This is a genomic window from Singulisphaera photorubra (assembly GCF_045290345.1).
Lineage (GTDB): Bacteria > Planctomycetota > Planctomycetia > Isosphaerales > Isosphaeraceae > Singulisphaera.
Window position 1 is genome coordinate 1 of sequence record NZ_CP155448.1, and the last position, 23,057, is coordinate 23,057.

Here is a 23,057-nt window from a genome sequence, read left to right on the forward strand (position 1 = left end):
GGGAAGCGGCAGGGGAGGAGGCGAGGGGGGAAGACTGGATCGTTCTGAAAGCTCAGTGCGGAGGGAGGCCAGTTCGCGATCGATCCGCTCAATCCGCTCCAGGTGCGCGTTCAGTAACGTCGCGTTATCATCATGGACCTGGCGGAGGAGGCCCACCAGGGTCGCCTGCATATCGCTCTGCTGCTTCAGGACGGTCCCCTGGGTCTGCTGAAACGTGTCGACCATCCAGGCAAAGAGCGCGTGTTGAGACTCGGTCGGTACGAGATCGAGAGCCCTGGGGGCGTCCGCGTCTTCGATCTCGGGCTCGAGGACGTGGGCGACGAGTGGCTTTGGCTCGAGACAAACCGGAGTCCTGGCTCTGGAAGCAGCCACGGAGCGCACCGTGAAGGAGGTCGCGCCGATCGTGATTGTCGCACCATCGTTGATGATCGAAGCGCCCCGGACCGGCTGATTGTCGACCCGCGTATTGTGACCGCAGAGGTCCACCAGGTAGGCGGCCGAACCGGTGCGGAGCAGGGCACCGTGAACCTTCTCGACCAGGCTGTCCTTGACCTGGATCCCACAGGCGTTCGACCAGCCCAGGAAGATAAGCTCAGAGCCGAGCGTCCAAGGTCCGCTCTGGCCTTGCTTCGGTTCGAGCGTCACCCTGACGAGTGAGTCCGCACCGCCGGTCTCGGCAAGTGGGTCGTCATCGCAAGGGGGTGGGTCGACGACCCTGCCATCGATCTGGATGTGCAGCAGTGTGATCCGCCAGTCATCGATCTCGAGCCAATCGCCCGGCCTCAGCCAACCCACGATCAGGTCGTCGCCGTTGAGCCGCGTTCCGGTCCTGGAAAGGAGGTCGACCGCAAAGACGCCACGGGGATCGAGGTGGAGATAAACATGACGCTTGCTGATCCCAGGACCGTCGAGCCGAATCGCCGAATCAGGGGTTTGTCCCACAAGGGCGAACGGGCGATCGACCTGGATGATCCGGTCCTCCGTGGATCCGGTCCCCTCGACACGGAACGTCATCTCGCCGTGAATCCAGAATTGACGACTGGATTCGAGAGCCTGGTTCCGCATCGAGGATCATCCTTTGCTGCTTTGATTCATGGTCCGCGGTGCTTGGCGACTTATTGCGTTAGTCCTCCATGATACGTTTCCAGTCCGATCGTTCCGAGGGCTGAAGTTGCTCGGGGCTGAGCCGGGCCTGTTTCGCTTGATCGCGGGCCTTCTCGAAATCGGCGGTCCGCCCCTTTTTTTGGTAGGCGCGGGCCAGGTGGAAATAAACGACCCCGGAGGGCTGGGACTCGGCTGCGGTCTCCAGATCCTTGATCGCTTCGTCGAGCCGATCGAGTCGGGTCAAGATGACGCCGCGGGTGTCGAGGACGTTGGCCTGAAAGCCGGCCCGTTTCAGCAACTCGTCGACGTATTCCAGTCCTTCCTTCGGCTGGTTCAAGTCTTCGGAGAGAGTCCATGCCATGTCATTGAGGAAGGTATAGTCGCCCGGCTCGAGCTTGAGAATGGCCTGGTAGAGTTTGATCTGTTCATCAAACCGACCTTGAAGGTAGCGGACTCGGGCCATCTTCTGGAGCGTCTCGATCGAGTTGGGACGCTGCTTGAGATCCTGCGAGACGAATCGATCGGCCAGGGGAAGCCAGCGGGCGTCGGCGCCCGGGACGGACGCAAGCACCAAAGCCGAGGTGCCCGCGTTCTGGGTGTCACCCGCTTTGGCGGCTTCCTCGAGCCGAGCAACCGCCTCATCGAGCCGCCCGCGCCCGGCGAGGAACATGCCCTCAGCGCAGGCGCCTCGGGGGCCAAGCTGACCGACCCGTTGAGCGACCCGCGTGGCGGCATCGGGCCGTTGAAGTTGCAGGAGGAGCCCGATCATTTTCTCGCCAACGGCCAGCGCTTCGGGCGTATCGACTCGCGCTGCGAAGGCACGCTCGAGACCGGCTTCCGCGTCCTCTCCCTGTCCCTTGGCGAGTTGGATCCGGGCGCGGAGCTCGGCCACGGCCAGGCTGTTCGGGTCGAGCTTGACGAGGCGGTCGAGCTGCCGATCAGCTTCATCGAACGCTTTCTCGTTCAGCAGGATACTGGCATAAAGCAGGATGGCCTCGGGGTTGGCATTTTCCCCGGCAGCCCGCATGGCGTGCACTCTGGCCTGTTCGGTCTGGCCCGCGCTGCGTTGGAGGCGGGCCAGCAGTTCATGCACCGCGGTGGCATTGGGCAGCTCGGCCGCAAGCTTCTCCAGGATCACGATCGCCTGTTGTTTGGGTTTGGTGCCGGGGCCCTTTGCCAACACGCTTGCCCTCGCAAATCGGTCATCGGGTGCGTCGTCCGCCTTGTCGGTCGGGCCCACGAGCTTGAGCGCTTCGTCCCAAGCGGTGACGTCCCCCTCGCGGCTTGCCAGGATCAAGGCCAGCTTTCGCGACGCCCAGCCCAGCGCGGGGTCGAGCTTCAAGACATGGCGAAGCGAGGCCTCGGCTTCGGCCTTGCGATTGGTCTGTTCGAAGAAGCCGATCGCGGCCGAATGCACTGCAACGTCGTCGGGCCAGCGTTTGAGTGCGTCTTGATAACAAGCATTTGCACGGTCATTATTATCCACCACGCGATAGCACTGAGCCCAGAGGAGCTCGGGCCGAGCCGTTTTGACCCGTTCGCGGATTTGCTCGACGGTGACGGCGGCCTCTTTAAGGTTGCGCTGGCTCACCTGAAGCATCAGGAGTTGGAGCCATGGTGTTGCGTCGCCTGGGTGGGTTTCGATCAGGAGCCGGAGCGTGGCCTCGGCTTCCTTCGGCTTGCCGAGTTCGTTGAGCACGCGGGCCTGCCAGATCCGGGCGTCGAGACCTTGGGGATTTCCCTCGACCATCTGTGCAGCCAGTTGCTCCGCGCGATCATTGTCGCCCGATTTGAGTGCCTCCACCGTTGCGAGCCGATCGAGGTCGGGGGGAACCACCGGCAACTTCTTGCGAATCCGATCCAGGTCGGCGTCGCGGCGCTCACGAACGAGGAGGGACATGAGTGGTCCCAAAGCGACCTTCCCTCCTCGTTGTTCCATGGCCTTCTCATAAGCGGCGATCGCCTTGTCCGTCTGGCCCTGTTTCTCCATCAATCGGCCTTCAACCAGGTATCCCGAAGCCGAGAAGGGCTGGCTGGCTTGAATCTCGCGGATCAATGTGGCGGCCTCGTTGAACCGAGCCTCTTTTGACGCGCCTGTTGATTCGCTGGAGTGGTCTCGCAAGAGTTCGTCGATTCTGGCCAGCCGCCAATATGGGGCCTTGGGTCCGCCGATTCCCTTCAGCGCATCCACCTCGGCTCGGATCGCGGCGTCGTCGCCCGCATTCATCGCCAGTTCCAGGAGCGCCGCGCGAGGCTCAGGACTATTGGGTTGAAGCTTGGCCCATTGCCCGAACGCGTGGCGAGCCGCGACTCGATCGTCCTGCTTCACCGCGAGCTCCCCGAGCGTTTTCCAGATCTGAGACCGTTGGTCGGAAGGCACACGGTTCAAGCCGTCGAGCAGGGTGGAGCGGGCCTCTTTGAGGTGTCCCAGGGCGAGCAGGTACGAGGCGCGAAGCACGAAGAAGTTGGCCTGAGGATCTGCGGCGATCGCCTGGTTGAGTGTCTCGATCGCCTCGGTGGAACGTCCGAGACGATTCAGAAGATTGGCTTGAGCCATCCACAAGGGAGCCGATTTCGGGTTGGCCTTGGTTACCGCCACAAGTCGGGCGAGCGCGTCGTCAGACTTGCCGAGGGTCGCTAGGTAGTCTGCGCGGACCAGGGCTCCTTCCACCGAGTTGGGGGCCACTTTCTCGACCCGGTCCAAGATCTGCTCAAACTCGGTCCAGGTCCGCTTCTCGGCAGGCAATTCAAGCTGTCGACGCCAGAGAAGCAGGGCTGAATTCACCAGGAGTCGAGGATCGTTCGGGTTGACGGCCAGCCCTTGCTCAAGGGTCCGGTTAGCGTCGCCGAGCCGCTCGGCTGCCTCCAGGTTGGCGATTGCGATCCAAGGGGTGCTCCACTGTGGGTTCGCCTTCGTGGCTTCACGATAGGCGTCCATCGCCTTGAGCGTGTCGTTGGCCTGTTCGTAGCACTGGCCAAGCACGTAGTTCAGGTGCGCTTCGAGGCTTTTGGGAGCCTTGTAACGGATGGCTTCCAATTCGGTGATCGCCTCATTCGACCGCCCCTTCTTGAAGAGCGCAAAGCCGTTCAGATAGCGATAGAACACGTTTGGCTCGTCGCCGCCGATCAGCCGGCGATACTGCGCGATCAGCGGGTCGGCTTCCTCGGCGCGACCGATGTCGAGCAGTACCTGAGCCAGTCGCCAGGTCAGCTCGGCGTTGTTGCCACCGGTCTGAACCAGGCCGTCGCGCCAGCTTCGGATCGCTTCATCGGGACGTTGCTCGCTGAGCTCGATCAGTCCTTCGACGAGCTTGATCCGGAGGTCGCCGCGTGCGGTGGAAGGAATGTTGCCGAGGTGCGTCTTGGCGGTCGCGGTGTCGCCGCGTCGGTTGGCGGCGTCTGCCGCCGCGAGCTGGACGTCGACGCTTGCCGGATCGGCCTTCAACGCTTCGGCGATCTCGGCGTCCGCCCGATCGGCTTGATCTGAGCCGGCAAAATAACGCGATCGGGCCAGGTGGGCCATCGCGAGCTTTGCGGGTTGCTTCCGGTGCAATTCGACGAGGTGATCGAGAACCTCGAGGGCTTTCGTGGAATTGTTGAGCTTGTCGCGATAGAGCCGTGCCAGTCGCTCGGCGCCGTCGACATCACCGGGTTCGATCCGCTCGGCGGCCTCGTATTCCCGGCTTGCCTCTTCGAGCGCCTTCACATTACCTTCCGCCCCTTCGCCCTCCAACGCCTGGGCTAATAGACGATGGGCCGAGGCGTCGTTGGCCCCTCGTCGGATCAACTCACGGGCCAGGGTCTCGGCCGCCTTGGTCCGTCCGCCAATCTTCAGGTTCAGTTCGACGAGCCGGCGCCGTGTCTCCTGCCGCTTGGGATTCTCGGGGTCGAGGCCGAGTACCTGGTTATGAATCGGCATCGCCTCGAGCGCCTGCTCGGCGGTTCTGGCGGTGTCGGCGAGGATCTTCGCCTTCAGGTCGAGCGCCGCAACGTCGGCCGCGTTCATCGTTAAATACTGATTTAAATATTGAAGAGCAAGATCGGGACGGTTTGAGTCCAGGTTTTTTTTGGCTTCCTGAAGGAATAGGGCCCGGCTCTGTTTCCCGCGGTACGCTTTAATAGCGAAGAAACCGGCGACCAAGACGAGTAGCCCCACCCCCATTATGATCGCAGCGCGGAGATTGAAACGACGTTTGGAAACGGGACGACTCGCCTTGCTCATGGTGCAAATCCTCGGTCCGGTCTCTCTGTCGATGACGGTTCGAGAGAGGTAAACCGGTCTTGGCTACTATAGGCGGAAGTGATTCTCAGGACTGGAAATCCGATCCGGTCGACGGTCCCATGTTGTCCAAAAACAACACGGGTTCATTATAAAACTCGCCACTCTGCCGCGTTTCCGGGTCTATGGCCGGTTAGGCCAATTCCGCCTTGCAATGCTTGGATCCCGGTTCCATGATATTAACATGGGCATCTCGATGATGAGCACGCTCTCCGCGTTCCTTCGACTCGCCGCCCGGCTGCGTCCGCTTCTGGGCACGCGTGAAGTGGCCATTTCTGCCTCGTTCTTCGCCCTTGGTGATTCGACCGACGCGATACGTAGAGCACTCCGCCACTACCACAAGCCCGCATTATTAACGTGTGAGTATTCGACGCCAGGTCTCCAGCGTCGTGCGATGGGGTTGTCGGCTGGCTGAGGTGGCGGTCTTCCTAGGGCAGGAGAGGCATGAGCACCATCAATGTGTCGGTCGAACCGAATCAGGCCAGCCCGGTGTCTCCGGCGGCAGAAGCCGGCTCGAAGTCGGGGCTCGCACGCTGGGGTCGCGTGGCCTTGGCGTGCATCGTTCTGACGATCTCGGGAGGAGTTCGCTGGTGGCAGGTCCGCCAGGTCGAGGCCGTGCTTCGCGACGGGCGCATTGCGCCATTTCCGCTGGACGATTTGCCTTTGGTCCTGGGGGATTGGCGGGGTGAAGAGACCAAGATTGACCCCAAAATCGCCCGGCGCACGGGGGCGACCGATCTGATTACTCGAAGATACGTCGATCAGAGGACCGGGGCGACCCTGGAAGCCATCATCCTCTACGGGCCGTCAACCGAGGTCTACGGTCACACCCCCGAGGTTTGTTATCAGGCCGCGGGCTATGAAAAAGTTGCCGGCCCTGATGCGCGAACGATCGACGTGGGTTCGCTGCCGGTTCCGTTTCGGGCCTTGGTCTACTCCAAGGGAGAAGGGGGGCAGAGCGAACTTCATGAGGTTTACTACTCGTGGCGCTTCGCCCGCCACTGGTCGCCTGATGTGATTGGCACCTACAAGCGGTTCGAGCGGATTCCCGGGATGCTCAAGATCCACCTGGCGCGGTTGGTGACGGAGCACGAGCGGCGGGATATCGGCAACCCTTGCGAAGCCTTTCTTGAAGTCTTGTTGCCGGAAGTGGAACGACGTCTCGCCGCCACGATGCCGGCCGCGGAACCGTCCCGGAAGGGAACTGCCCGATGAACAATCTTCCTGAACCCTTCGACGGTTCGTTGAATCTCAGGCCGGTTCCAGAGACCTCCGTCTACGCAAATTCCGCCTCGGATTTCGACGACGAGTCCGCGGACGTCTCCGCCAGTTCGGGCACGGGCAACCGGGTTTCCGTCGGACTCGTCTGGCGCGCCTTCCGCCGCTACTGGTGGCAGGTCCTCGTGATCTGGGGGATGGGCTCGGCCGCGCTCGTGACGCTGGCGTATACGGTCATCAAGCCGACCTACGACGCCGTCGCGCGGGTCCGGGTCGAGCCCGGTGAACAGTCGCTCTACACCAGCAAGAACACGACGCCGCTCGAATTCGCCGAGTTCAAGGAAACCCAGGTGGCTTCGGTCACGAGCCCCGTCGTCCTTAGCCTGGCGCTGACCGAGCATCCCGAACTATTTCAGCTCCCTAAGCTGCAACGCACCGAGGACGCCGAGGCGGAGATCCGACGATCGCTGAGGGTCATGATCTATCCGAAGACCAACCTGATCGATCTGTCGATGTCCTCCCAGTCGCCCACCGAGGCGGCCCAGATCATCAACGCCGTGCTCGATGCCTATCTCAAAAACGCTTCGAGTACCAGTAACGAAGATATCGAACGGCGAATCGTGCAGTTGAAGGCGGATCGAGACACACGCATCAGAGAATTGGAGTCGAAACGGGCGGAGTGGCGTCGGCTCAGCGACCGCATCGGCGCCGCGGATACGGCCGGTGTCAAGGATCGGAACTTGATCACGGGCGATGACTATCGGCTTTTGAGTGACCGGTTGTCCCAGGTCGAGATCGAGCGGTATGCGACGCAGGCCAAGCTCGATCAGCTTCGGAGCGAGAAGCAGGTTCCGGTCACCGGTCAGGATCAGGCGCTGCACGAGCAGACCGTCCGCGACGCATTCTATGCCGACCCGCGAATTATTCAGCTTCAGAAGGAGCTGACTCTCCTCCAGGGCAAAACCGACCGGATCAAGCGAATCTCTCGAAATTCACGCGACCCGTCGCTGGTGGCCATGGAGGCGCAACGCCGGGCATTGAAGGGGGAACTCTCCGCCTGGTGGACGCGGCTTCGCCCCAGGCTCGAACGGGACATCACGGCTGAACATGGTGGGGAGAATAGTGACCGGGCGATCGGCGAGGCGGAGTTGTTGCTGGCGTCGTTGAAGTCGCAAGAGGCTCACTACCACGAAAAACTCAACCAGATGAAGATCAAGAGCCGGGATGCGGGGGGCGAGGGGCTACAACTCGAGTTCGTCCGCCACGACACCGACCGCTCCGCCGACATGCTCCACAAGGTCGAGGATAATCTCAACCAGCTCGAGCACGAGGCGAGGAGCCCAATCGCTCGGGTTCGTAAAGAGTTTCCGGCGCGGCCGTCGAATCGGCCCAACGTCAATCATCGCACCAAACTCATGGCCCTGGCGCCGGCCGGGATGCTCTTTTTGGTCATGGGATTCTTCGTGGTGATCGAGCTTCGGGCGGGGCGGGTGGCCGACCCTGATGAATTCTCGAGCCGAGTTCGGGTTCAGATCCTTGGCGTGGTGCCCCCTCTGCCTTCGACCCAAGCGTCGGGTGGCTTCCTGGTGCGGCGCGACGAGTTTCGAATGCAGCGTCAGCTCGATGAGTTCGTGCAGAGCCTCGATCACCTGCGCGTCCTCCTCTGTGCCCGACCCGATCGCTGGGGAAGGGACCGGCATTGTGTGCTGATCACCAGTGCCTGTGGTAGCGAAGGTAAGACAACCCTGGCCGTGCAACTTGCCGAGCGCTGCGCGACCGCGGGACTGATGACGCTACTGATCGACGCTGACTTGCGCAATCCAAGCTTGAGCCGAATGCTCGACGCTGCGGAAAGCGACGGCCTGAGCAACGTCCTACGCGACGAGACGGCGGCGGAAGCCGCGATGATGGTCATCCACGATGCCGGCGGGTTTCATTTCCTGCCGGCTGGAACTCCCCGGACGGATCCCAACCGGCTATTGCAGGGCGAAGCGCTCGGCAAACTGTTGGCTCAGGCCCGTGAAAGCTTTGACATGATTATTGTCGATGCGCCGCCGGTCCTTCCGGTTCCCGATGCGTTGACCATTGGTCGTTGGACCGACGGTGCCGTACTGGCCGTTCGCTATGACACGAGCCGGTGCTCGCTCGTCGAGCGTGCCCAGCGCCGACTGGCTCACGTCCGGGTGCCCGTAATCGGGGCGGTCGTCAATGGGGTCCGCGCAACCGAATCGACTTACGGCGGCTCCTATGCCTACGGCGGGAACGCGATATCCCAGATGCCGGGCGTCGAGGGTTAACGTCACTAGGGCGGACAGGTTGGACGTTGGAATCGACGGGCATAAAGTCCGTGTGAACGTGCTATCAAGGAGAAAGTGATCGTGGCGACTGTGCCGAGCAAGGCGTCGGAGTCCTGGCGGCCGGGGGTTGTGGACATCTTGTCCGCGGTCTTCGTGGCGATCGCGCTGGGTTGGTCTTACGCTCCGAGCCTTGCCAGTCTGGCGAGCCGCTGGAGTCGTGACCCGAACTACTCGTTCGGATTCCTCGTCATTCCGATCGCGCTGGCGATCGCTTGGGGGCGTCGCGACCAACTCGATCGAGCGCGACTGAAGCCGAAGTGGTGGGGGTTCCTGCCACTCCTGGCGCTTCTGGGAGCGCGAGTCCTGCTTTATGAGTGGAACGAGCAGTACCTCGAGACCGCCACGATTCCGTTGGTTGTCGCGGCCTTGCTGCTGGCTCTGGGAGGCTGGCAACTCGTCCGCGTGTTCTTGCCAGCGGTTGTTTTTCTTTTCTTCATGCTTCCGCTCCCTCCGAGCATCAACACGATCCTGGCCAATCCGCTTCAGAGGCTGGCGACCATCGGCAGTGTGGCGGTGCTCCAGGTGATGGGGCTGCCTGTGCTCGCCGACGGAAATGTGATCACCGTCGGTGCGGAGCCGCTCGAAGTGGCGCAGGCCTGTAACGGCCTTTCCATGCTCTTGAGCTTCGTGACCTTGATCACGGCGATGGTGATCCTGATCCCGCGGCCGCTCTGGGAGCGGGTCGTGCTCTTGGTGAGTGCCATCCCGATTGCGCTGGTGACCAATATCATCCGGATCGTGGTGACCGCCTGGTGCTACCACCATTTCGGCCATGAAACCGGCGAGAAAATCAGTCACGACGCGGCCGGCCTGGCGATGCCCGTGATTGCCCTGGTTCTCGCCTTCGCGGAGCTCTGGGTCCTCTCGTGGCTGATGGTCGAGGTCGAAGACCAGGCCTCACCAGGGGCCCGCCCTCGGAGTTCGGGACGGCCCCATCCTGAGCCGAACTGATCGGCTGTTGCGATCGTCGCCGTCACCGTCGCTGATGGCGTCCGGATCGATCGTAACTATTGCAAAGGAGTCGATGACTTCACTTGAAAATCCTCTTTTTGAACCCAGTCGGGACAATCGGCGGCGCCGAGATGTGTCTGCTCGACGTCCTGGCGACGGTCGGTTCGGCTCGGCCAAACTGGCAGCTTAGCGTGGTCCTTGGAGACGACGGACCGTTGCGCGAGGCCGTCGAGGCTTTGGGGTTCTCCTGCGCCTTGCTGCTATTGCCACGCGGCCTGGCGAGGATGGGTGACTCGGGGAGTCGTGAGACGGGGTCGAGGTGGAGCAGGGGGGGCGTGTTGGCGGCTCGAGGATCGGTCGCCGCATTGGCAACCGCGGCTTATCTCTCGCGCTTGCGACGCCTGATTCGCGCCGAGACGCCGGACTTGATTCAGACCAACGGGATGAAAGCACATGTTCTCGGGGCGTGGGCCGCGCCGCGTGCCGTCCCGGTGGTCTGGCACCTGCATGATTATCTCGGGTCACGACCTGTGATGGCCCGGCTGCTGAGAAACTCGGCAGGGCGCCGGGTCAACGCCGTGGCGGTCTCCCAGTCCGTCGCTGCCGATGCATTGCGCACGCTTGGTGATCGGGCCTCGGTCCAGACGATTTACAACGCTGTCGACCTGGAGCGGTTCGCGTTCAAAGGGGAAGACGGAGCCTGGTTGGATGCCGCGGCCGGGATGCCTCCCGCAGCGCCAGGCACGATCCGTGTCGGCCTGGTCGCCACGTTTGCCGTCTGGAAGGGGCACCACCTTTTTCTCGACGCAATCGCCAGAATCTCGGACAAGTTGCCCTGTCGGTTCTACATTATCGGGGGGCCGATTTATCGATCGCGAGGGTCGCAGGTCGAGCGGGACGAACTTGAGGAGCGTGTGAACGTGCTCGGGCTTGGTGGGCGAATTGGATTTGTCGGGCATCAGGCCGACCCTGCTCGGGCGATCGGGGCGCTTGACGTCGTGGTCCATGCGAGCACCCGCCCCGAACCGTTTGGCCGTGTGATCGTAGAAGGAATGGCTTGTGGCCGTGCGGTGGTCGCCATTCAGGACGGTGGGGCCGCCGAGCTCTTCGTGAATGAAGTGACCGCGTTGGGCTGTCCTCCTCGCGACGCCGAGAGCCTGGGGCAGGCGATCAGGCGCCTGGTAGTCGACCCTGATCTGCGTCGTCGCCTTGGCCTTGCCGGCCTGGAGTCAGCACGCCAGCGATTCGATCGTCATCGCCTTGCCGAGCAGTGGAGTCGTCTCTACGAATCGATCGGAATGGACCAACGAGCCGAAGCCGCGAACGCCCTCGGGCAAGCGAATCAGGCACGAGGAAACGAAAGATCCGAAGCATGACCGGAACTCGCGTCTGCCATCTCGGGAAGTATTACCATCCGGCTCCCGGAGGCATCGAGTCGCACGTCAGGACTCTGGCTCATGCGCAGGCCGAGCTCGGCTTGTCGGTCCAGGTCTTTTGCGCCAACCATCAGGCGGGGCCGACGACCGTTGAGACTGACGGTCCGATCGAGGTGACGCGGGTTCGTCGACTGGTCTCGCTGGCGAAGTGCGACGTGTGCCCCGAGCTGGGGGCTCGGCTGGCCCGGATCGATGCTGATATTATCCATCTGCATGTCCCTAATCCGGCGATGGTTCTTGGCCTCCTGCACGCGAGGCCCGGTAAGCCGGTGGTTGTGACCTATCACAGCGACTTGATCCGGCAGAAATTTCTGGGGTCGATCTTCCGGCCGATCGAGCGGCTCGCCTACCGTCAGGTTCGTGCCATCATGACCTCGAGTCCGCTGTACCCACAGGGCTCGAGCTTCCTGCGTCCTTATACCGATCGCCTGTACGTATTGCCTCACGGAGTCGAGCTGCAACCCTACCTCGATCCGTCGTCCGAAGATCGCGAGCGCGCCGCGCAAATCCGAGCTCAGTATGCAAGCGACGGACCGCTCTGGCTCTGTGCGGGACGACACGTTTACTACAAAGGCTTTGTGAATGCGATCCGGGCGCTGACTCGCGTCCGAGGTCGACTACTTTTGCTCGGTGATGGCCCCGATCAACAGGCACTTCGGGCGGAAGCTCAACGGCTGGGTGTGGATGATCGCGTGATATTCACGGGATCACTAACGCATACTTTGGACCTCGTGCCTTACTATCACGCGGCCGATGCTTTCTGGTTTCCTTCGAACGCGCGGAGTGAGGCATTCGGCCTGGTTCAGGTCGAGGCCATGGCCAGCGGTTGTCCGGTCATCAATACTCAGATTCCTCATAGTGGCGTCGCCTGGGTCAGCCTTCATGAGGAAACCGGGTTGACCGTGCCCGTCGACGATCCGGTGGCGCTGGCCGCGGCCGCGAACCGGCTGCTGACCGAGCCCGGCTTACGTGACCGTTTTGCCGCGGCCGCCAAACGTCGGGCTGTTCGCGAATTTGATCATCGGATTATGGCCGAGCGGAGCTTGGCTATCTATCGTCATGTGCTGTCTGGAGCACCTGTGACGCAATTCGCCAGGCGTCCGGCTCTGACCCCCAGCGCAACATCATGAACGCACCGGTTCGCGTGTTGCACTGTTCGTCCGGCAACCTCTACGGTGGTGTCGAGACGCTTCTGGCGACGCTAGCGCGCCAGGCAACGCCCGGCGCTTGCCCGGAATACGCGCTCTGCTTCGAGGGACGTTCGAGCGCCGAGCTCCGCGAGGTCGGGGCCAACGTCCATCAGCTTGCCCCGGTGCGTTTGCGTCGGCCCTGGACGATCTGGCAAGCCCGCCGCAATCTCAGTCAACTTCTGGCTAAGCGACCATTCGACGTGGTGGTCTGTCATGGCGGCTGGCCGCACTGGATCTGTGGCCCCGTGGTCCGCCGGCGCGGGACTCCACTCGTATTCTGGCTCCATGACCTGGCCGGAGGGACGCACTGGGTCGAGCGCCTTGCCGCCGCGACTCCTCCCGACCTGGCCCTGGCCGGGAGTCGTTGCGCCGCGGAGACGATCAAACACATTTTCCCAGGTGTGCCGCGTGAGGTGATTTATCCTCCGGTCGCGCTTCCGGCGGTCGACCGAGTGAAGGCCCGCGAATCGATTCGCGCCGAGCTGGCGACGTCCCGCGAAGCGGTGGTCATCGTTCTGGCGAGCCGGTTCGATCCCTTGAAAGGGCACAGGACTTTGATCGAGGCTCTCGGCCGCTTGCAAGAGCGGCCGGGCTGGGAGGCCTGGATCGCAGGCGGGGCCCAGCAGGCCCACGAGCATCACTACCTTGACGAGCTCCAGAAGCAGGCCCAGGCCGCCGGTATTGCCGAGCGAGTCCGCTTCCTGGGCCATCGGTCCGACGTTCCGACCCTTTTGGCGGCGGCCGACATTTTCTGTCAGCCCAACCTCCGCCCTGAGTCATTCGGACTCGCTTTCGTCGAGGCGATGGATGCCGCACTCCCCGTGGTGAGCACGAAGATCGGCGCGGCGGAGGAGATCGTCGATGCTTCGTGTGGAATCCTCGTTCCACCCAACGATTCCGCCACGCTGACCGCAAGTCTCACGACTTTGATCGAAGAACCGGAGACTCGCCGTCGCCTTGGCTCGGCCGGCCCGGCTCGCGCTCGCGATCTCTGCGATCCCGGTGCCGCCCTGGCCCGGCTCGAAACCTTACTCCGCGACGTTTCTCGAGACAAAGAGGCTCGCCCGTTCGTCAGGTCGATTCCCGCCGAGGCGGTGCCCCGATGACGACCGATCGCTGGCATCTGATCACGGGAGAGTATCCGCCAAAACCAGGCGGTGTGGGAGACTACACCGCGCTCCTGGCCGCGGAACTGGCTGAAGTCGGTTCAGATGTTCATGTCTGGACATTGAAAGATCAGGAGGTCGCCGCCGTTGCGGGAGTGACCGTTCACCGTCCGTTGGAAGGATGGTCCCGGCTGGCGCTTGCGCGCCTCGACGAAGAACTCGATGCCTTTGCGTCGCCGCGCCGGCTGTTGGTGCAGTACGCGCCGAACGTCTGGGGCTACAAGGGCATGAACATCGAGTTTTGCCGCTGGCTCCGCCGCCGCCGCGCCAAAGGGGACGACGTCCGTGTCATGTTCCACGAGGTCTGGTACCCTTTTCAGTTTCGAGACAAGCCGACGCGTTGGCTGTTGGCCCTGGTCCATCGTCTCATGACGCGGACTTTGATGGATGCCTGTTCGTCGGCCTATGTCTCGATCCCGGCCTGGGAACCGTTGCTTCGCGCCTCCGAAAGCGGGGCGAGGAAGCCGATCACCTGGCTTCCCGTCCCCAGCACCATCGCCCCGATCGACGACAGTTCGGCCGTCACCGAAATTCGACGTCGATTCGCGTCGGGGGGGCAAACAATCCTCGGCAGTTTTGGAACGTTTGGTGGCTTGATCGGATCGATGCTTCTCGAAATCCTGCCCCGACTTCTTGATCGCCGCGAGGATCGGGTCGGGCTGCTCTTTGGCCGTGGTAGTGATCGTTTCGTCGCGAGTCTGGTCGCGGCTCGTCCTGAGCTTGCCGGTCGACTGATCGCCGCGGGCACATTGTCGCGGGCGGAGGTCTCGATTTATCTCCAGGCCTGCGACCTGCTCGTTCAGCCCTACCCCGACGGCCTTTCCAGTCGTCGGACGAGCCTGATGGCAGGCTTGGCGCACGGCGTGGCCACGGTATCCAACCTGGGTGTCCTCAGCGAACCGGTCTGGGGGCAATCGAATGGCGGCGTGGCACTGGCGTCCGGGGCCGATCCCGTGGCGGTGGCCAGGACAGCGGAATCGGTGTTGGCCTGCCCGGTTCGGCGTGCCGAGCTTGGCGCGGCGGGTCGAGCCCTGTACAGGCGAGAATTTGCAGTCGATCGAACCGTAGAAGTATTGCGCGGCACACCGGCAGATTGAATCAACAGATGAGTTGCGACATGGTCCGAGTCAATCCAAAATCATTTTTGCTCGTCAGTGGCGATTTCGTCAAAACAGGCGGGATGGATCGGGCCAACTACGCCCTGGCCGCGCACCTTGCTGACAAAGGGCACGACGTTCACCTCGTCGCGTACCGTGCCGGTGATGAGTTGGTTCGGCAGCCTAACCTCAAGCTGCATCGCGTGCGCAAGCCACTCGGCTCGTATTTGCTCGGACACCCGGTCATGGGTCGTGCCGGGCGTGCCTTGGCCAAGCGGATCGGCGAGGCAGGGGGGCGGGTGGTGGTCAACGGTGGGAACTGCCGTTGGGGCGACGTGAACTGGCTCCATCACCTGAACGTGCTCGACCTGCCCAACGCGTCGGGGAGTCTGGGACGCCGGTTTCATCGCCGGCTGAGTTACTGGCTCTTCTCCCGCGCGGACCGGGCCGCGCTGAAGATGGCGCGGATTGTGGTGACGACCTGTGAGCGGAACAAGCAGGACCTGGTGAATTGGCTCGGAATCAACCCTGACCGCGTGCGCGTCGTCTACTACGGAACGGACCCCGAGGTTTTCCGACCTGCCGCTGAAGGTGAGCGGGAAGCACTCCGGACCAAGTTCGGCTGGCCCCTGGACCGGCCTTTGCTCGCGTTCGTCGGAGCTTTAGGCGATCGTCGGAAGGGGTTCGATACCCTGTTCCATGCCTGGGAGATCCTTTGCCGTGACAGTCGCTGGCAGGCCGATCTCGTGGTCGCTGGAACAGGGGCTGAGCTTGACGCGTGGAAGGAGCGGGCCGAAACCGCGGGAATCGCCTCGCGGATCCGTTTTCTTGGTTTCCGTCGCGACGTTCCCGACATCTTCCGAGCTTGCGATGCGCATGTCCTTCCCTCGCGATACGAAGGCTATTCACTCGTGACTCAGGAGGCCCTGTGCTGCGGCAGGCCCGCCTTCATCACCAGGACGGCAGGCATTGCCGAGCGGTTCCCGGCCGAACTGCAAGATCTCCTGATTCCTGATCCGGACAACGCCGTGGATCTGGCGGACCGGCTGCGTCACTGGTTTGCGAACTCCGACCAATTTGCCAGGCCGCTTGCGTCCTTCTCGGAGCAGCTCCGGAGCTCCACCTGGGATCAGATGGCGGAGCGATTCCTGGCGATCGTCGAGGAGGCGGGCTAACGCATGGCAGGCGACGGCCAAGCGATCCCTGTTCCTGCTCCCGCCTCGCCCCGCGCTCGATCGGCCAGGCGGTCTGGGGGAAGTCGCGCCAAGGGACCGGCGTGGGGATGGCTCGAGGTATTCGTACTTTCTCAGACGTTCTTACCCGCCTTGCTTTTCATACCTGGCTCGTCGCCCGCGCGGACCCCAATCCGAGTCGCGGCTTATGCAATCGCCACGGCCGCCTGGGTGTTGCTCGCCTGGCGGGGGCGACGGCTTCCCGGCTCCGACACCTTTCCCGCTCGCCCTTGGCTAATGTTCTGCACCGTCTGGCTCGGGTTCTCGGTCTTCCATCCTAACTCCTACTCAATGGTGGCGGCTTCGGCGCAAGCGGCCCTTTATATTGCCGTGATTTCCCCGGCGTTCTGGGCCCCCTTGGCCTTGAACGCGAAGCAGCAAATCGGCCGGGTCATGGCGTTGCTCTTTCTCTGCAATGCGTTGAGCTCGCTGGTTGGTGTTGCCCAGGTCTTCCGCCCCGAGACCTTCAACCCTCCCGTCATTCCGGCCATGAACAACGCGTTTCAAGGGGAGGACCTCATCTACGAGGCCGGCGGCCAGAAGATCATGCGGCCTTGCGGCTTGACCGATACGCCGGGAGCCGTGGCACCGGCGGGGCTAGCGGCCGCACTGCTTGGCTTGTGCTGGGCTTTGCTCCCGATCGCGACCTGGAAGCGTCTGGCCAGCGTCGGCCTCGCATTCGTCGGGATGGCGGCGATCTACTACACGCAAGTCCGGCTGACTATTGTGATGCTTGGGATCACGTTGGCGGCGCTCACCGCGCTGCTGGCGCTGCGACAGGACTATCGAAAGCTGACTCTGCTCACCGTTCTGGGCGCGATCGTCGTGGTCGGCGCCTCGCTCTGGGTGATGCGGGCCTCGGGCGATGCGGTGAATGAGCGGCTCATGACCCTGTTCACCAGCAATCCGGCGAAACTCTATGGAGAGAGTCGTGGCGGGTTCGTCCAGCATGCGTTCGAGGAAGTTCTCTGGGATTATCCGTTGGGTTATGGGATGGGCTGGTGGGGGATGATCCATGCGAGCTTCGGCGACCCGCAACGGCCCACTCCGGTCTGGGTCGAAGTCATGTGGCCCGCCTGGATCTACGATGGGGGTTTCCCGCTCCTGATCGGCTATGTGGGGGCGCTTGTGGTGGCCATGCTGGACTCGATCCGGATTGCACTCAGGTGCAAGGACCGAGAGGTCGCCTACTGGGGAGCGGTGATCGTCGCGTTCAACCTCAGTATTCTGGCCACCTGTTTCAGCTTTGTCGCCTTCCTCTCTCCGATCGGAATCCAGTTCTGGCTGCTCGCCGCGACCTTGCACGCGGCCGATGCGCGAACGCGAACTGTGAGCGCGAAATCGAAGTCTCCCAGGGATTCCCCAAAAACGAAGATGACGGTCGCCCCACCGGGGCTGTAATCCACAGATATGTCGAATGTTCGCCAGAGTTTTCCTCCCTGGCGATGAACGGTCACCACCTTGGTGCCGAAACGAACTTCGTTGGAAGTGAACATTCCTTTGCGAACACGCTACGCGATCCTGAACTTCGGCACCATGATCGCGTTTACCGCGGTGACGATTACGGTCGGCCTGTTCACATCCCCTTGGCTGGAGCACTGGCTCAACCAGGACCGGTTCGGCGCGTTCCGGGTCGTTCTCGATTGCCAGGGCTACCTCGCTCTTCTGGAGCTTGGCCTGGGGGGAGCGTTGGCTCCGCTCCTGGCGAGGGCCTTCGCGACCAGGGACGAGCGAGCGCTCAAACAGTCGATGGCGGCGGCGGCGCAAGCCTATCTCGGGGTCTCGCTGGTAACACTGCTCGCCGGATTCTGTCTGACTCCGATCCTCCCCCGATTCGTCGCTGGCCTGTCCGCGGTCGATCTCGTCGACCTGCGACGAGCCTGGTGGATCGGCCTCCTCGGTCTCTTGACGCTCAGCCTGGTCCCGTTCCGGGCGATCATCGAAGCCCGACAGCGCGGCTATCAAGTCAACTTGTTGCTGATCGCCCAGTCCTTGTTGATCACAGCGATCTCGCTTCCGCTCGCCAGGGCAGGGTGGGGGATCACCGGGCAATCGTTGGCGTTCGTGATCGGCACCTGGGTCTTCACCTTGAGCTTGACCGCCCTCGTCGTCAAAGAGCGCCGCGAGTTGCTCGGTTCATGGATGACCCGGTCCGAACCGGACACGAGACGCCTGCTCTGGAGCCTGAGTGCCGCGACCTTCTTGATCAATCTCAGCAATCGGGTCAGCCTGATGACCGACAACCTGGTTGTCGGGTCGATGCTCGGCGCGGGGACGGTGACAATCCTATTCTTCACGCAACGTCTCCCCCTCCTGGCGCAATCCTTGCTTCTTGGGGTAGGCAGCGCGACCTGGGCTCCGTTGGCCGAATTGCATAATCGGGGAGAGCGCGACACGTTCAATCAACGGCTGATCGAGATCTCGCGGCTGATGGCTCTGCTGAGCGTCGCCGGCCTGGGGCCGATCGTGGCCTACAATCGCCAATTCGTCAGCCTCTGGATGGGCTCGAGTTTTTCCTATGGTGGCGATTCAATTGTGATCCTGGCGGCGATCAACGCGTTCTTGCTGCCACAGTTCTCGCTCTGGGGCTGGTGTTTCAGCGCCACGGGCCAGGTGCGGCGGGTGGTAGCGGTCTCGGTGCTTGCCGCCCTGGTCAATGTCGTGGCCAGCATCGCGATGACTCGTTGGCTCGGTTTGATCGGCCCCTTGCTCGGAACGACGTTCGCATTCGTGGCGGTGAGTCTCTGGATGCTCCCCGTCCTTCTCTATCGCGTTTTCGGGACTTCGCCGGTTGCGCTGGCCAGGGCAGTCGGTGGCCCGCTGCTCGGGGGTATCGTTTACACGGGCGGGCTGTGGTGGATCACCCAAAGGCATCAACCGGTGGGCCGGTTGGGCCTGGCGATCGAAATGAGCCTGGCCGCACTCGGATTCTCGATCCTCTGCGGATTGGCGATTCTTCTGAACAAGAACGATCGAACACTCTGGCGGCTTCGTCTCCAGACCGTCTTTGCCAGAGGTTGAGCGACTAAGTATCCATGAAAACCAAGATCTTGATGCTGGGCCACTCTTACGTCGTCGGGCTCAATCGCCGACTCTGCCGCGAGCTGGCGATCGCCGGCGGCGATCGAGTCGACGTGACCGTGGCGGCCCCAGCCTCCTTTCAAGGAGACCTGGGACCGATCCAGCTCGATCAAGGTGCGGACGAACCGTACCGGCTGGAGCCAGTTACAACGAGATTATCGAAAATCGCTCACGTTTTCACTTATTCGCGAAAACTCAGGAGCTTACTGCGCAACCAGACCTGGGACGTCGTGCACGCCTGGGAAGAACCCTACATCCTGGCGAGCGCTCAGGTTGCATGCCATAGGCGTCGAGATACCAGGCTCATCTATTCGAGCTTCCAAAATATCTCGAAAACGTATCCGATCCCTTTTCGCCAGATTGAACGTTACTGCCTGGAGCGTGCCTCGGGGTGGACGGCGTTCGGCCAGACGGTCGCCGAGACTTTACGAGACCGGCCCGGATACCGCGACCGGCCGATGCGGACGATCCCCCTCGGGGTCGACCTCGACGTGTTCCGCCCTGATTTTGAGGCGAGGCAAACGATCCTGGGAACTCTGGGATGGGCTGCGCCCGGCCCCCCGATCGTGGGGTTCCTCGGGCGGTTCGTCCCGCAGAAGGGGATCGAACTGCTCCTGCGCGTGCTTGATCAACTCGATCCGAGTTGTTGGCGGGCGCTTTGGGTGGGGGGGGGGCCGATGGAGGGAAGGCTTCGTGAATGGGCCGCCGGTCACGGCGATCGGGTTCGGGTGGTCACGGGCGTCGGTCATGATGCGGTTCCTGGCTACTTGAACGCGATGGACCTTCTCGCCGCGCCCAGCCAGACGACCCCGCGCTGGAAGGAGCAGTTCGGCCGGATGTTGCTTGAAGCCATGGGAACCGGCGTGCCGATCATCGCCAGCGACTCGGGTGAGATCCCCTATGTTGTGGATGACGCCGGCAGGGTCGTCGCCGAGGCTGACGAGCCGGCCTGGGTTGCGGCGCTCCAGGACCTCTTGGAAGACGGTTCCGTCCGTCAGGACCTCCGCGCGCGAGGGCTAGCCCGCGCCCGGGATGTATATAGCTGGCCGGTCGTCGCTCGGTCTTATCTCGATTTCTTTGAGAAATTGCGGGACACGGCGATCCCGGGCCGTTGTGGTCCTCTAGCGAGTGATCGAGGGACAGAAAAGTAATGGCCACGAAGCGTTTCCAAGGGGCCGGTTCCTCGCAAATCCCGGGTGACGACCGTCGAAGTCGAGGTCGTGAGTGGGCCGTGTTGGCAGCCCTGATGGTCGCCTACTCGACGCTCTATGCGGTCTACTATCCACCGCTCCCTGGAATCGAGGATGAGGTCGGGTTCGTGAACCAGGCTCTGGTGTGGTCGCATGGGGCGGTATCAGCGGAGGGGGCGGGCTGGTCCGAGTTGGCGGATTTCGTGCCGGTCGCGGGCCGACATGTGGCTGCGCGGCATCCGGGGCGATCGCTGGCGGCTTTGCCGTTTCTGGTGATGGGAGGGGTCCGCGCGACCTTTGTATCGGGCCTGCTTCTCCACCTGGCAATGACTGCCATCGCGGCCCTGCTCCTGACGCGGCTGGGTCGATCGCCGCTCTGGGCCGTCCTGCTCTTGTTGCACCCGACCCTGGCGATCTATAGCAGGACGATCATGGCGGATGCCACCGCGGGAACCGGGCTCTTGCTGGCCGGTTTGGCTCTGACCTCGGCGTCGCCCATCGCGGGGGTTTGGGCAGGGCTTGCCGTAGGGCTGGCGGCTTCGATGCGCTATCACGCCGCCCTGGCGTTGCCGATCGTCGCCGTTGCGTTCCTCTTACCTGGTGGGCGGCCTCGAGCGTGGCGCGATGCGCTGCTCTGCATGATTGCCGGTGGTTTCGCGGGGGCCTTGCTCGTTGGCTACAACCTGGTTGTCTACCACGCACCGACCGAGCCATTTACGGGGAGTCGTGGCTATTTCTCAACCTCGTTTTTTATTCCGCATGCGTTGTATTATGTCACGGCGTTGATGACTCTTTGGCCGGCGATGCTGCTTGCGCCTTGGCTCGATCGGTCCCCCTTGCGATGGCTGGTCCGGGGCGTCTGCGGACTCTTTCTCGGGTTCCTCACTTTCTATTATTTCCATGACCGCGCTCCGAACTGGCTGGGGACGGTTGTCGTCGGTCAGCGCCTGCTCCAGGTGGCTCTGCCGCTCTGGATCGTTTCCTATGCCGGCGTGCTGGACGACCGGGTCGTCGGTCCGCTTCGTCGTTGGCTTGGCGATCGAGTCGGCCTGGTTCTGGCGAGCCTGGCATGCGTCGGCTTGCTCGGGGCGACCGCCCTGATGTTCGACCGGCACCAGCGTCACCTGAACGAGCTCCTCGAGGCTCGAAACGCCCTGATCGCGACGATTCCCGAGGGCTCCTTGATCTTGTACGATGGAGCCTTATTGAAGCTTGTCGGAATCCCCGTGGGCATTCCGTCCTACCGACTCAGGCAGCTCACTTATCTGGATCAACCGGCCGAAGATCCTCGGCAATTCTTCGCCGACCTCGATCGGGAAGGTTCCCGCTGGTATCTCGTGGTGCTTCACAAGTTGCCAGGGGGCCCGACCACCGAGTTTGCTCGTAATGTGATCGACCGTTATGAGCTGAAGCGCATGCCGGAGCAATCGCCGCTCCTCTCTGTCTACACGCTGCCTCAATCGGCTCCAAAGCTGAGCTCCGCCCCTCAAACACCATGAACCGAACCCGCCTGGCCATCGTCTGCGACTTCCCTGAAGAAGGCTGGCCGAGTATGGACCTGATGGGAGAAATGATCCTGACCCACCTGGGTCAGGGGCACTCCGATGCGTTCGCGGCGACGCGCGTTTGCCCTGCGTATCGACATCGACTGGGGCGCTGGCCCGGGACGCGTCGACTCGGCCTGGCGCGGAATGCCGATCGTGTCTTGAATCGGTTCTGGGACTACCCTCGGGCTTTGACGCAACGCGTGCGTCGTGGGGAGTTCGACCTCTTTCATCTGGTCGATCATAGTTACGCTCAGCTCGTCCATGTGATTCCGGCTGGCCGTGCCGTCGTTACCTGTCATGATCTTGATACGTTTCGTTGCCTCCTGGAACCGGAACGCGAACCACGCCCGCGTTGGTTTCGCGCCCTGGCGCGTCGAACTCTCGCGGGGCTGCGTGCCGCGGCCGCGGTTGTCTGCGACAGCGAAGCGACCCGGAACGCCTTGCTCGCTCACGGACTGATCCATGAGTCTCGAACGCGTGTGGTCTACCTGGGCAGGCATCCCGAGTGCTCGATCGATCCTGACCCAGTAGCCGATGCCGAAGCGGCCCGACTCCTCGGTCCTTTCGATCGCAATGGTCCTCCCGAGATCTTTCACGTCGGCTCGACGATCCCTCGCAAACGAATCGATGTGTTGCTGGCCACTTTCGCCGCAATCCAACGCGCTCATCCCGGGGCCCGGCTCATTCGCGCCGGCGGCCCCCTCACGTCCGAACAGGAGCGACAGGCGCGTGAACTTGGGGTGAGCGACGCCGTCGTCTCGCTCCCTTTCTGCTCCCGTGCGACCCTGGCCGCCGTCTACCGCCGGGCCACACTGGTAATGATGCCGAGTGATGCCGAGGGATTCGGGCTTCCGGTCGCCGAGGCCCTGGCCTGTGGGGCACCCCTACTCGCGAGCGACCTGCCCGTCCTCCGCGAGGTGGGAGGAGAAGCTCCTGTCTATCGGCCCGTCGCCGATCTTCCCGCCTGGACCGAAGCCGCCCTCTCCCTGCTCGCCGAACGGTCTGGCTCCGTCGCCTGGCAAGCTCGCCGCGACCTCGGGATGGCCCAGGCGAGCCGATTCGATTGGGCGTATCACGCCGCGCAACTCACGTTGATTTATCGCGAGCTCCTTGATCGGCTCCGTTAAGCGTAAGGTCGCGTTTGCCTGCAACCAGACAATGCGGTGATCAACAACTCAAGTAACGGAGGGAGGCACAATGGCTCCGTCC

General features: G+C 62.8%; 16 protein-coding genes. 14 read left to right on the top strand and 2 right to left on the bottom strand.

The window, feature by feature from the left end; all coding sequences use genetic code 11:
* Window positions 1–1,065: FHA domain-containing protein (locus tag V5E97_RS40245; protein ID WP_406701322.1), on the bottom strand; the 1,065-nt coding region annotated here is incomplete at its 3' end.
* A 58-nt stretch (window positions 1,066–1,123) separates the two neighbouring features.
* A complete protein-coding gene (locus V5E97_RS40250; RefSeq protein WP_406701323.1) occupies window positions 1,124–5,326 on the bottom strand; it encodes a tetratricopeptide repeat protein in 4,203 nt (1,400 codons plus the stop codon).
* A gap of 241 nt (window positions 5,327–5,567) precedes the next feature.
* On the opposite strand from V5E97_RS40250, the gene V5E97_RS40255 reads away from it, so the two are divergent.
* From V5E97_RS40255 to V5E97_RS40320, 14 genes are all read left to right on the top strand, one after another.
* A complete protein-coding gene (locus V5E97_RS40255; RefSeq protein WP_406701324.1) occupies window positions 5,568–5,798 on the top strand; it encodes a hypothetical protein in 231 nt (76 codons plus the stop codon).
* A gap of 29 nt (window positions 5,799–5,827) precedes the next feature.
* Window positions 5,828–6,598: an exosortase-associated EpsI family protein gene (locus tag V5E97_RS40260; protein WP_406701325.1), complete on the top strand. Its 771-nt coding sequence runs from the start codon at window positions 5,828–5,830 to the stop codon at window positions 6,596–6,598.
* Window positions 6,595–8,898 carry an exopolysaccharide transport family protein gene (locus V5E97_RS40265; RefSeq protein ID WP_406701326.1) on the top strand — a complete coding sequence of 768 codons (2,304 nt, stop codon included), beginning with the start codon at window positions 6,595–6,597 and terminating at the stop codon, window positions 8,896–8,898. The genes V5E97_RS40260 and V5E97_RS40265 overlap by 4 nt, the downstream gene beginning before the upstream one ends.
* Before the next feature lie 81 nt (window positions 8,899–8,979).
* Window positions 8,980–9,909: an exosortase/archaeosortase family protein gene (locus tag V5E97_RS40270; RefSeq protein WP_406701328.1), complete on the top strand. Its 930-nt coding sequence runs from the start codon at window positions 8,980–8,982 to the stop codon at window positions 9,907–9,909.
* An 83-nt stretch (window positions 9,910–9,992) separates the two neighbouring features.
* Window positions 9,993–11,285 (top strand): glycosyltransferase family 4 protein, encoded by a 1,293-nt coding sequence (locus tag V5E97_RS40275; RefSeq protein ID WP_406701329.1) that lies wholly within the window; start codon window positions 9,993–9,995, stop codon window positions 11,283–11,285.
* On the top strand, window positions 11,282–12,475 hold the full coding sequence (locus tag V5E97_RS40280; protein ID WP_406701330.1) for a glycosyltransferase: 1,194 nt from the start codon (window positions 11,282–11,284) through the stop codon (window positions 12,473–12,475). The genes V5E97_RS40275 and V5E97_RS40280 overlap by 4 nt, the downstream gene beginning before the upstream one ends.
* On the top strand, window positions 12,472–13,641 hold the full coding sequence (locus tag V5E97_RS40285; RefSeq protein WP_406701331.1) for a glycosyltransferase: 1,170 nt from the start codon (window positions 12,472–12,474) through the stop codon (window positions 13,639–13,641). Before V5E97_RS40280 ends, V5E97_RS40285 begins: the two co-directional genes overlap by 4 nt.
* Window positions 13,638–14,798 carry a glycosyltransferase family 4 protein gene (locus V5E97_RS40290; RefSeq protein WP_406701332.1) on the top strand — a complete coding sequence of 387 codons (1,161 nt, stop codon included), beginning with the start codon at window positions 13,638–13,640 and terminating at the stop codon, window positions 14,796–14,798. Before V5E97_RS40285 ends, V5E97_RS40290 begins: the two co-directional genes overlap by 4 nt.
* A gap of 20 nt (window positions 14,799–14,818) precedes the next feature.
* Complete coding sequence (locus V5E97_RS40295) at window positions 14,819–15,973, top strand: glycosyltransferase family 4 protein (protein WP_406701333.1); 1,155 nt, start codon at window positions 14,819–14,821, stop codon at window positions 15,971–15,973.
* 3 nt (window positions 15,974–15,976) lie between these two features.
* Entirely contained in the window at window positions 15,977–17,431 is a 1,455-nt protein-coding gene (locus tag V5E97_RS40300; RefSeq protein WP_406701334.1) for a hypothetical protein, read from the top strand.
* 87 nt (window positions 17,432–17,518) lie between these two features.
* Entirely contained in the window at window positions 17,519–19,051 is a 1,533-nt protein-coding gene (locus V5E97_RS40305; RefSeq protein ID WP_406701335.1) for a lipopolysaccharide biosynthesis protein, read from the top strand.
* Between the two features lie 14 nt (window positions 19,052–19,065).
* Window positions 19,066–20,262, top strand: coding sequence for a glycosyltransferase family 4 protein (locus tag V5E97_RS40310; RefSeq protein WP_406701336.1), 1,197 nt, complete (start codon window positions 19,066–19,068; stop codon window positions 20,260–20,262).
* A complete protein-coding gene (locus V5E97_RS40315; protein WP_406701337.1) occupies window positions 20,262–21,800 on the top strand; it encodes a hypothetical protein in 1,539 nt (512 codons plus the stop codon). The genes V5E97_RS40310 and V5E97_RS40315 overlap by 1 nt, the downstream gene beginning before the upstream one ends.
* Window positions 21,797–22,975 carry a glycosyltransferase gene (locus V5E97_RS40320; RefSeq protein WP_406701338.1) on the top strand — a complete coding sequence of 393 codons (1,179 nt, stop codon included), beginning with the start codon at window positions 21,797–21,799 and terminating at the stop codon, window positions 22,973–22,975. Before V5E97_RS40315 ends, V5E97_RS40320 begins: the two co-directional genes overlap by 4 nt.
* Window positions 22,976–23,057: the final 82 nt, after the last annotated feature.

Excerpts from the sequence above, each read along its gene's own strand:
- V5E97_RS40250 (WP_406701323.1), bottom strand. The coding sequence starts at position 5,326 with ATGAGCAAGGCGAGTCGTCCCGTTTCCAAACGTCGTTTCAATCTCCGC.
- V5E97_RS40255 (WP_406701324.1), top strand. The coding sequence starts at position 5,568 with ATGGGCATCTCGATGATGAGCACGCTCTCCGCGTTCCTTCGACTCGCC.
- V5E97_RS40260 (WP_406701325.1), top strand. The coding sequence starts at position 5,828 with ATGAGCACCATCAATGTGTCGGTCGAACCGAATCAGGCCAGCCCGGTG.
- V5E97_RS40265 (WP_406701326.1), top strand. The coding sequence starts at position 6,595 with ATGAACAATCTTCCTGAACCCTTCGACGGTTCGTTGAATCTCAGGCCG.
- V5E97_RS40280 (WP_406701330.1), top strand. The coding sequence starts at position 11,282 with ATGACCGGAACTCGCGTCTGCCATCTCGGGAAGTATTACCATCCGGCT.
- V5E97_RS40285 (WP_406701331.1), top strand. The coding sequence starts at position 12,472 with ATGAACGCACCGGTTCGCGTGTTGCACTGTTCGTCCGGCAACCTCTAC.
- V5E97_RS40290 (WP_406701332.1), top strand. The coding sequence starts at position 13,638 with ATGACGACCGATCGCTGGCATCTGATCACGGGAGAGTATCCGCCAAAA.
- V5E97_RS40295 (WP_406701333.1), top strand. The coding sequence starts at position 14,819 with ATGGTCCGAGTCAATCCAAAATCATTTTTGCTCGTCAGTGGCGATTTC.
- V5E97_RS40300 (WP_406701334.1), top strand. The coding sequence starts at position 15,977 with ATGGCAGGCGACGGCCAAGCGATCCCTGTTCCTGCTCCCGCCTCGCCC.
- V5E97_RS40310 (WP_406701336.1), top strand. The coding sequence starts at position 19,066 with ATGAAAACCAAGATCTTGATGCTGGGCCACTCTTACGTCGTCGGGCTC.
- V5E97_RS40315 (WP_406701337.1), top strand. The coding sequence starts at position 20,262 with ATGGCCACGAAGCGTTTCCAAGGGGCCGGTTCCTCGCAAATCCCGGGT.
- V5E97_RS40320 (WP_406701338.1), top strand. The coding sequence starts at position 21,797 with ATGAACCGAACCCGCCTGGCCATCGTCTGCGACTTCCCTGAAGAAGGC.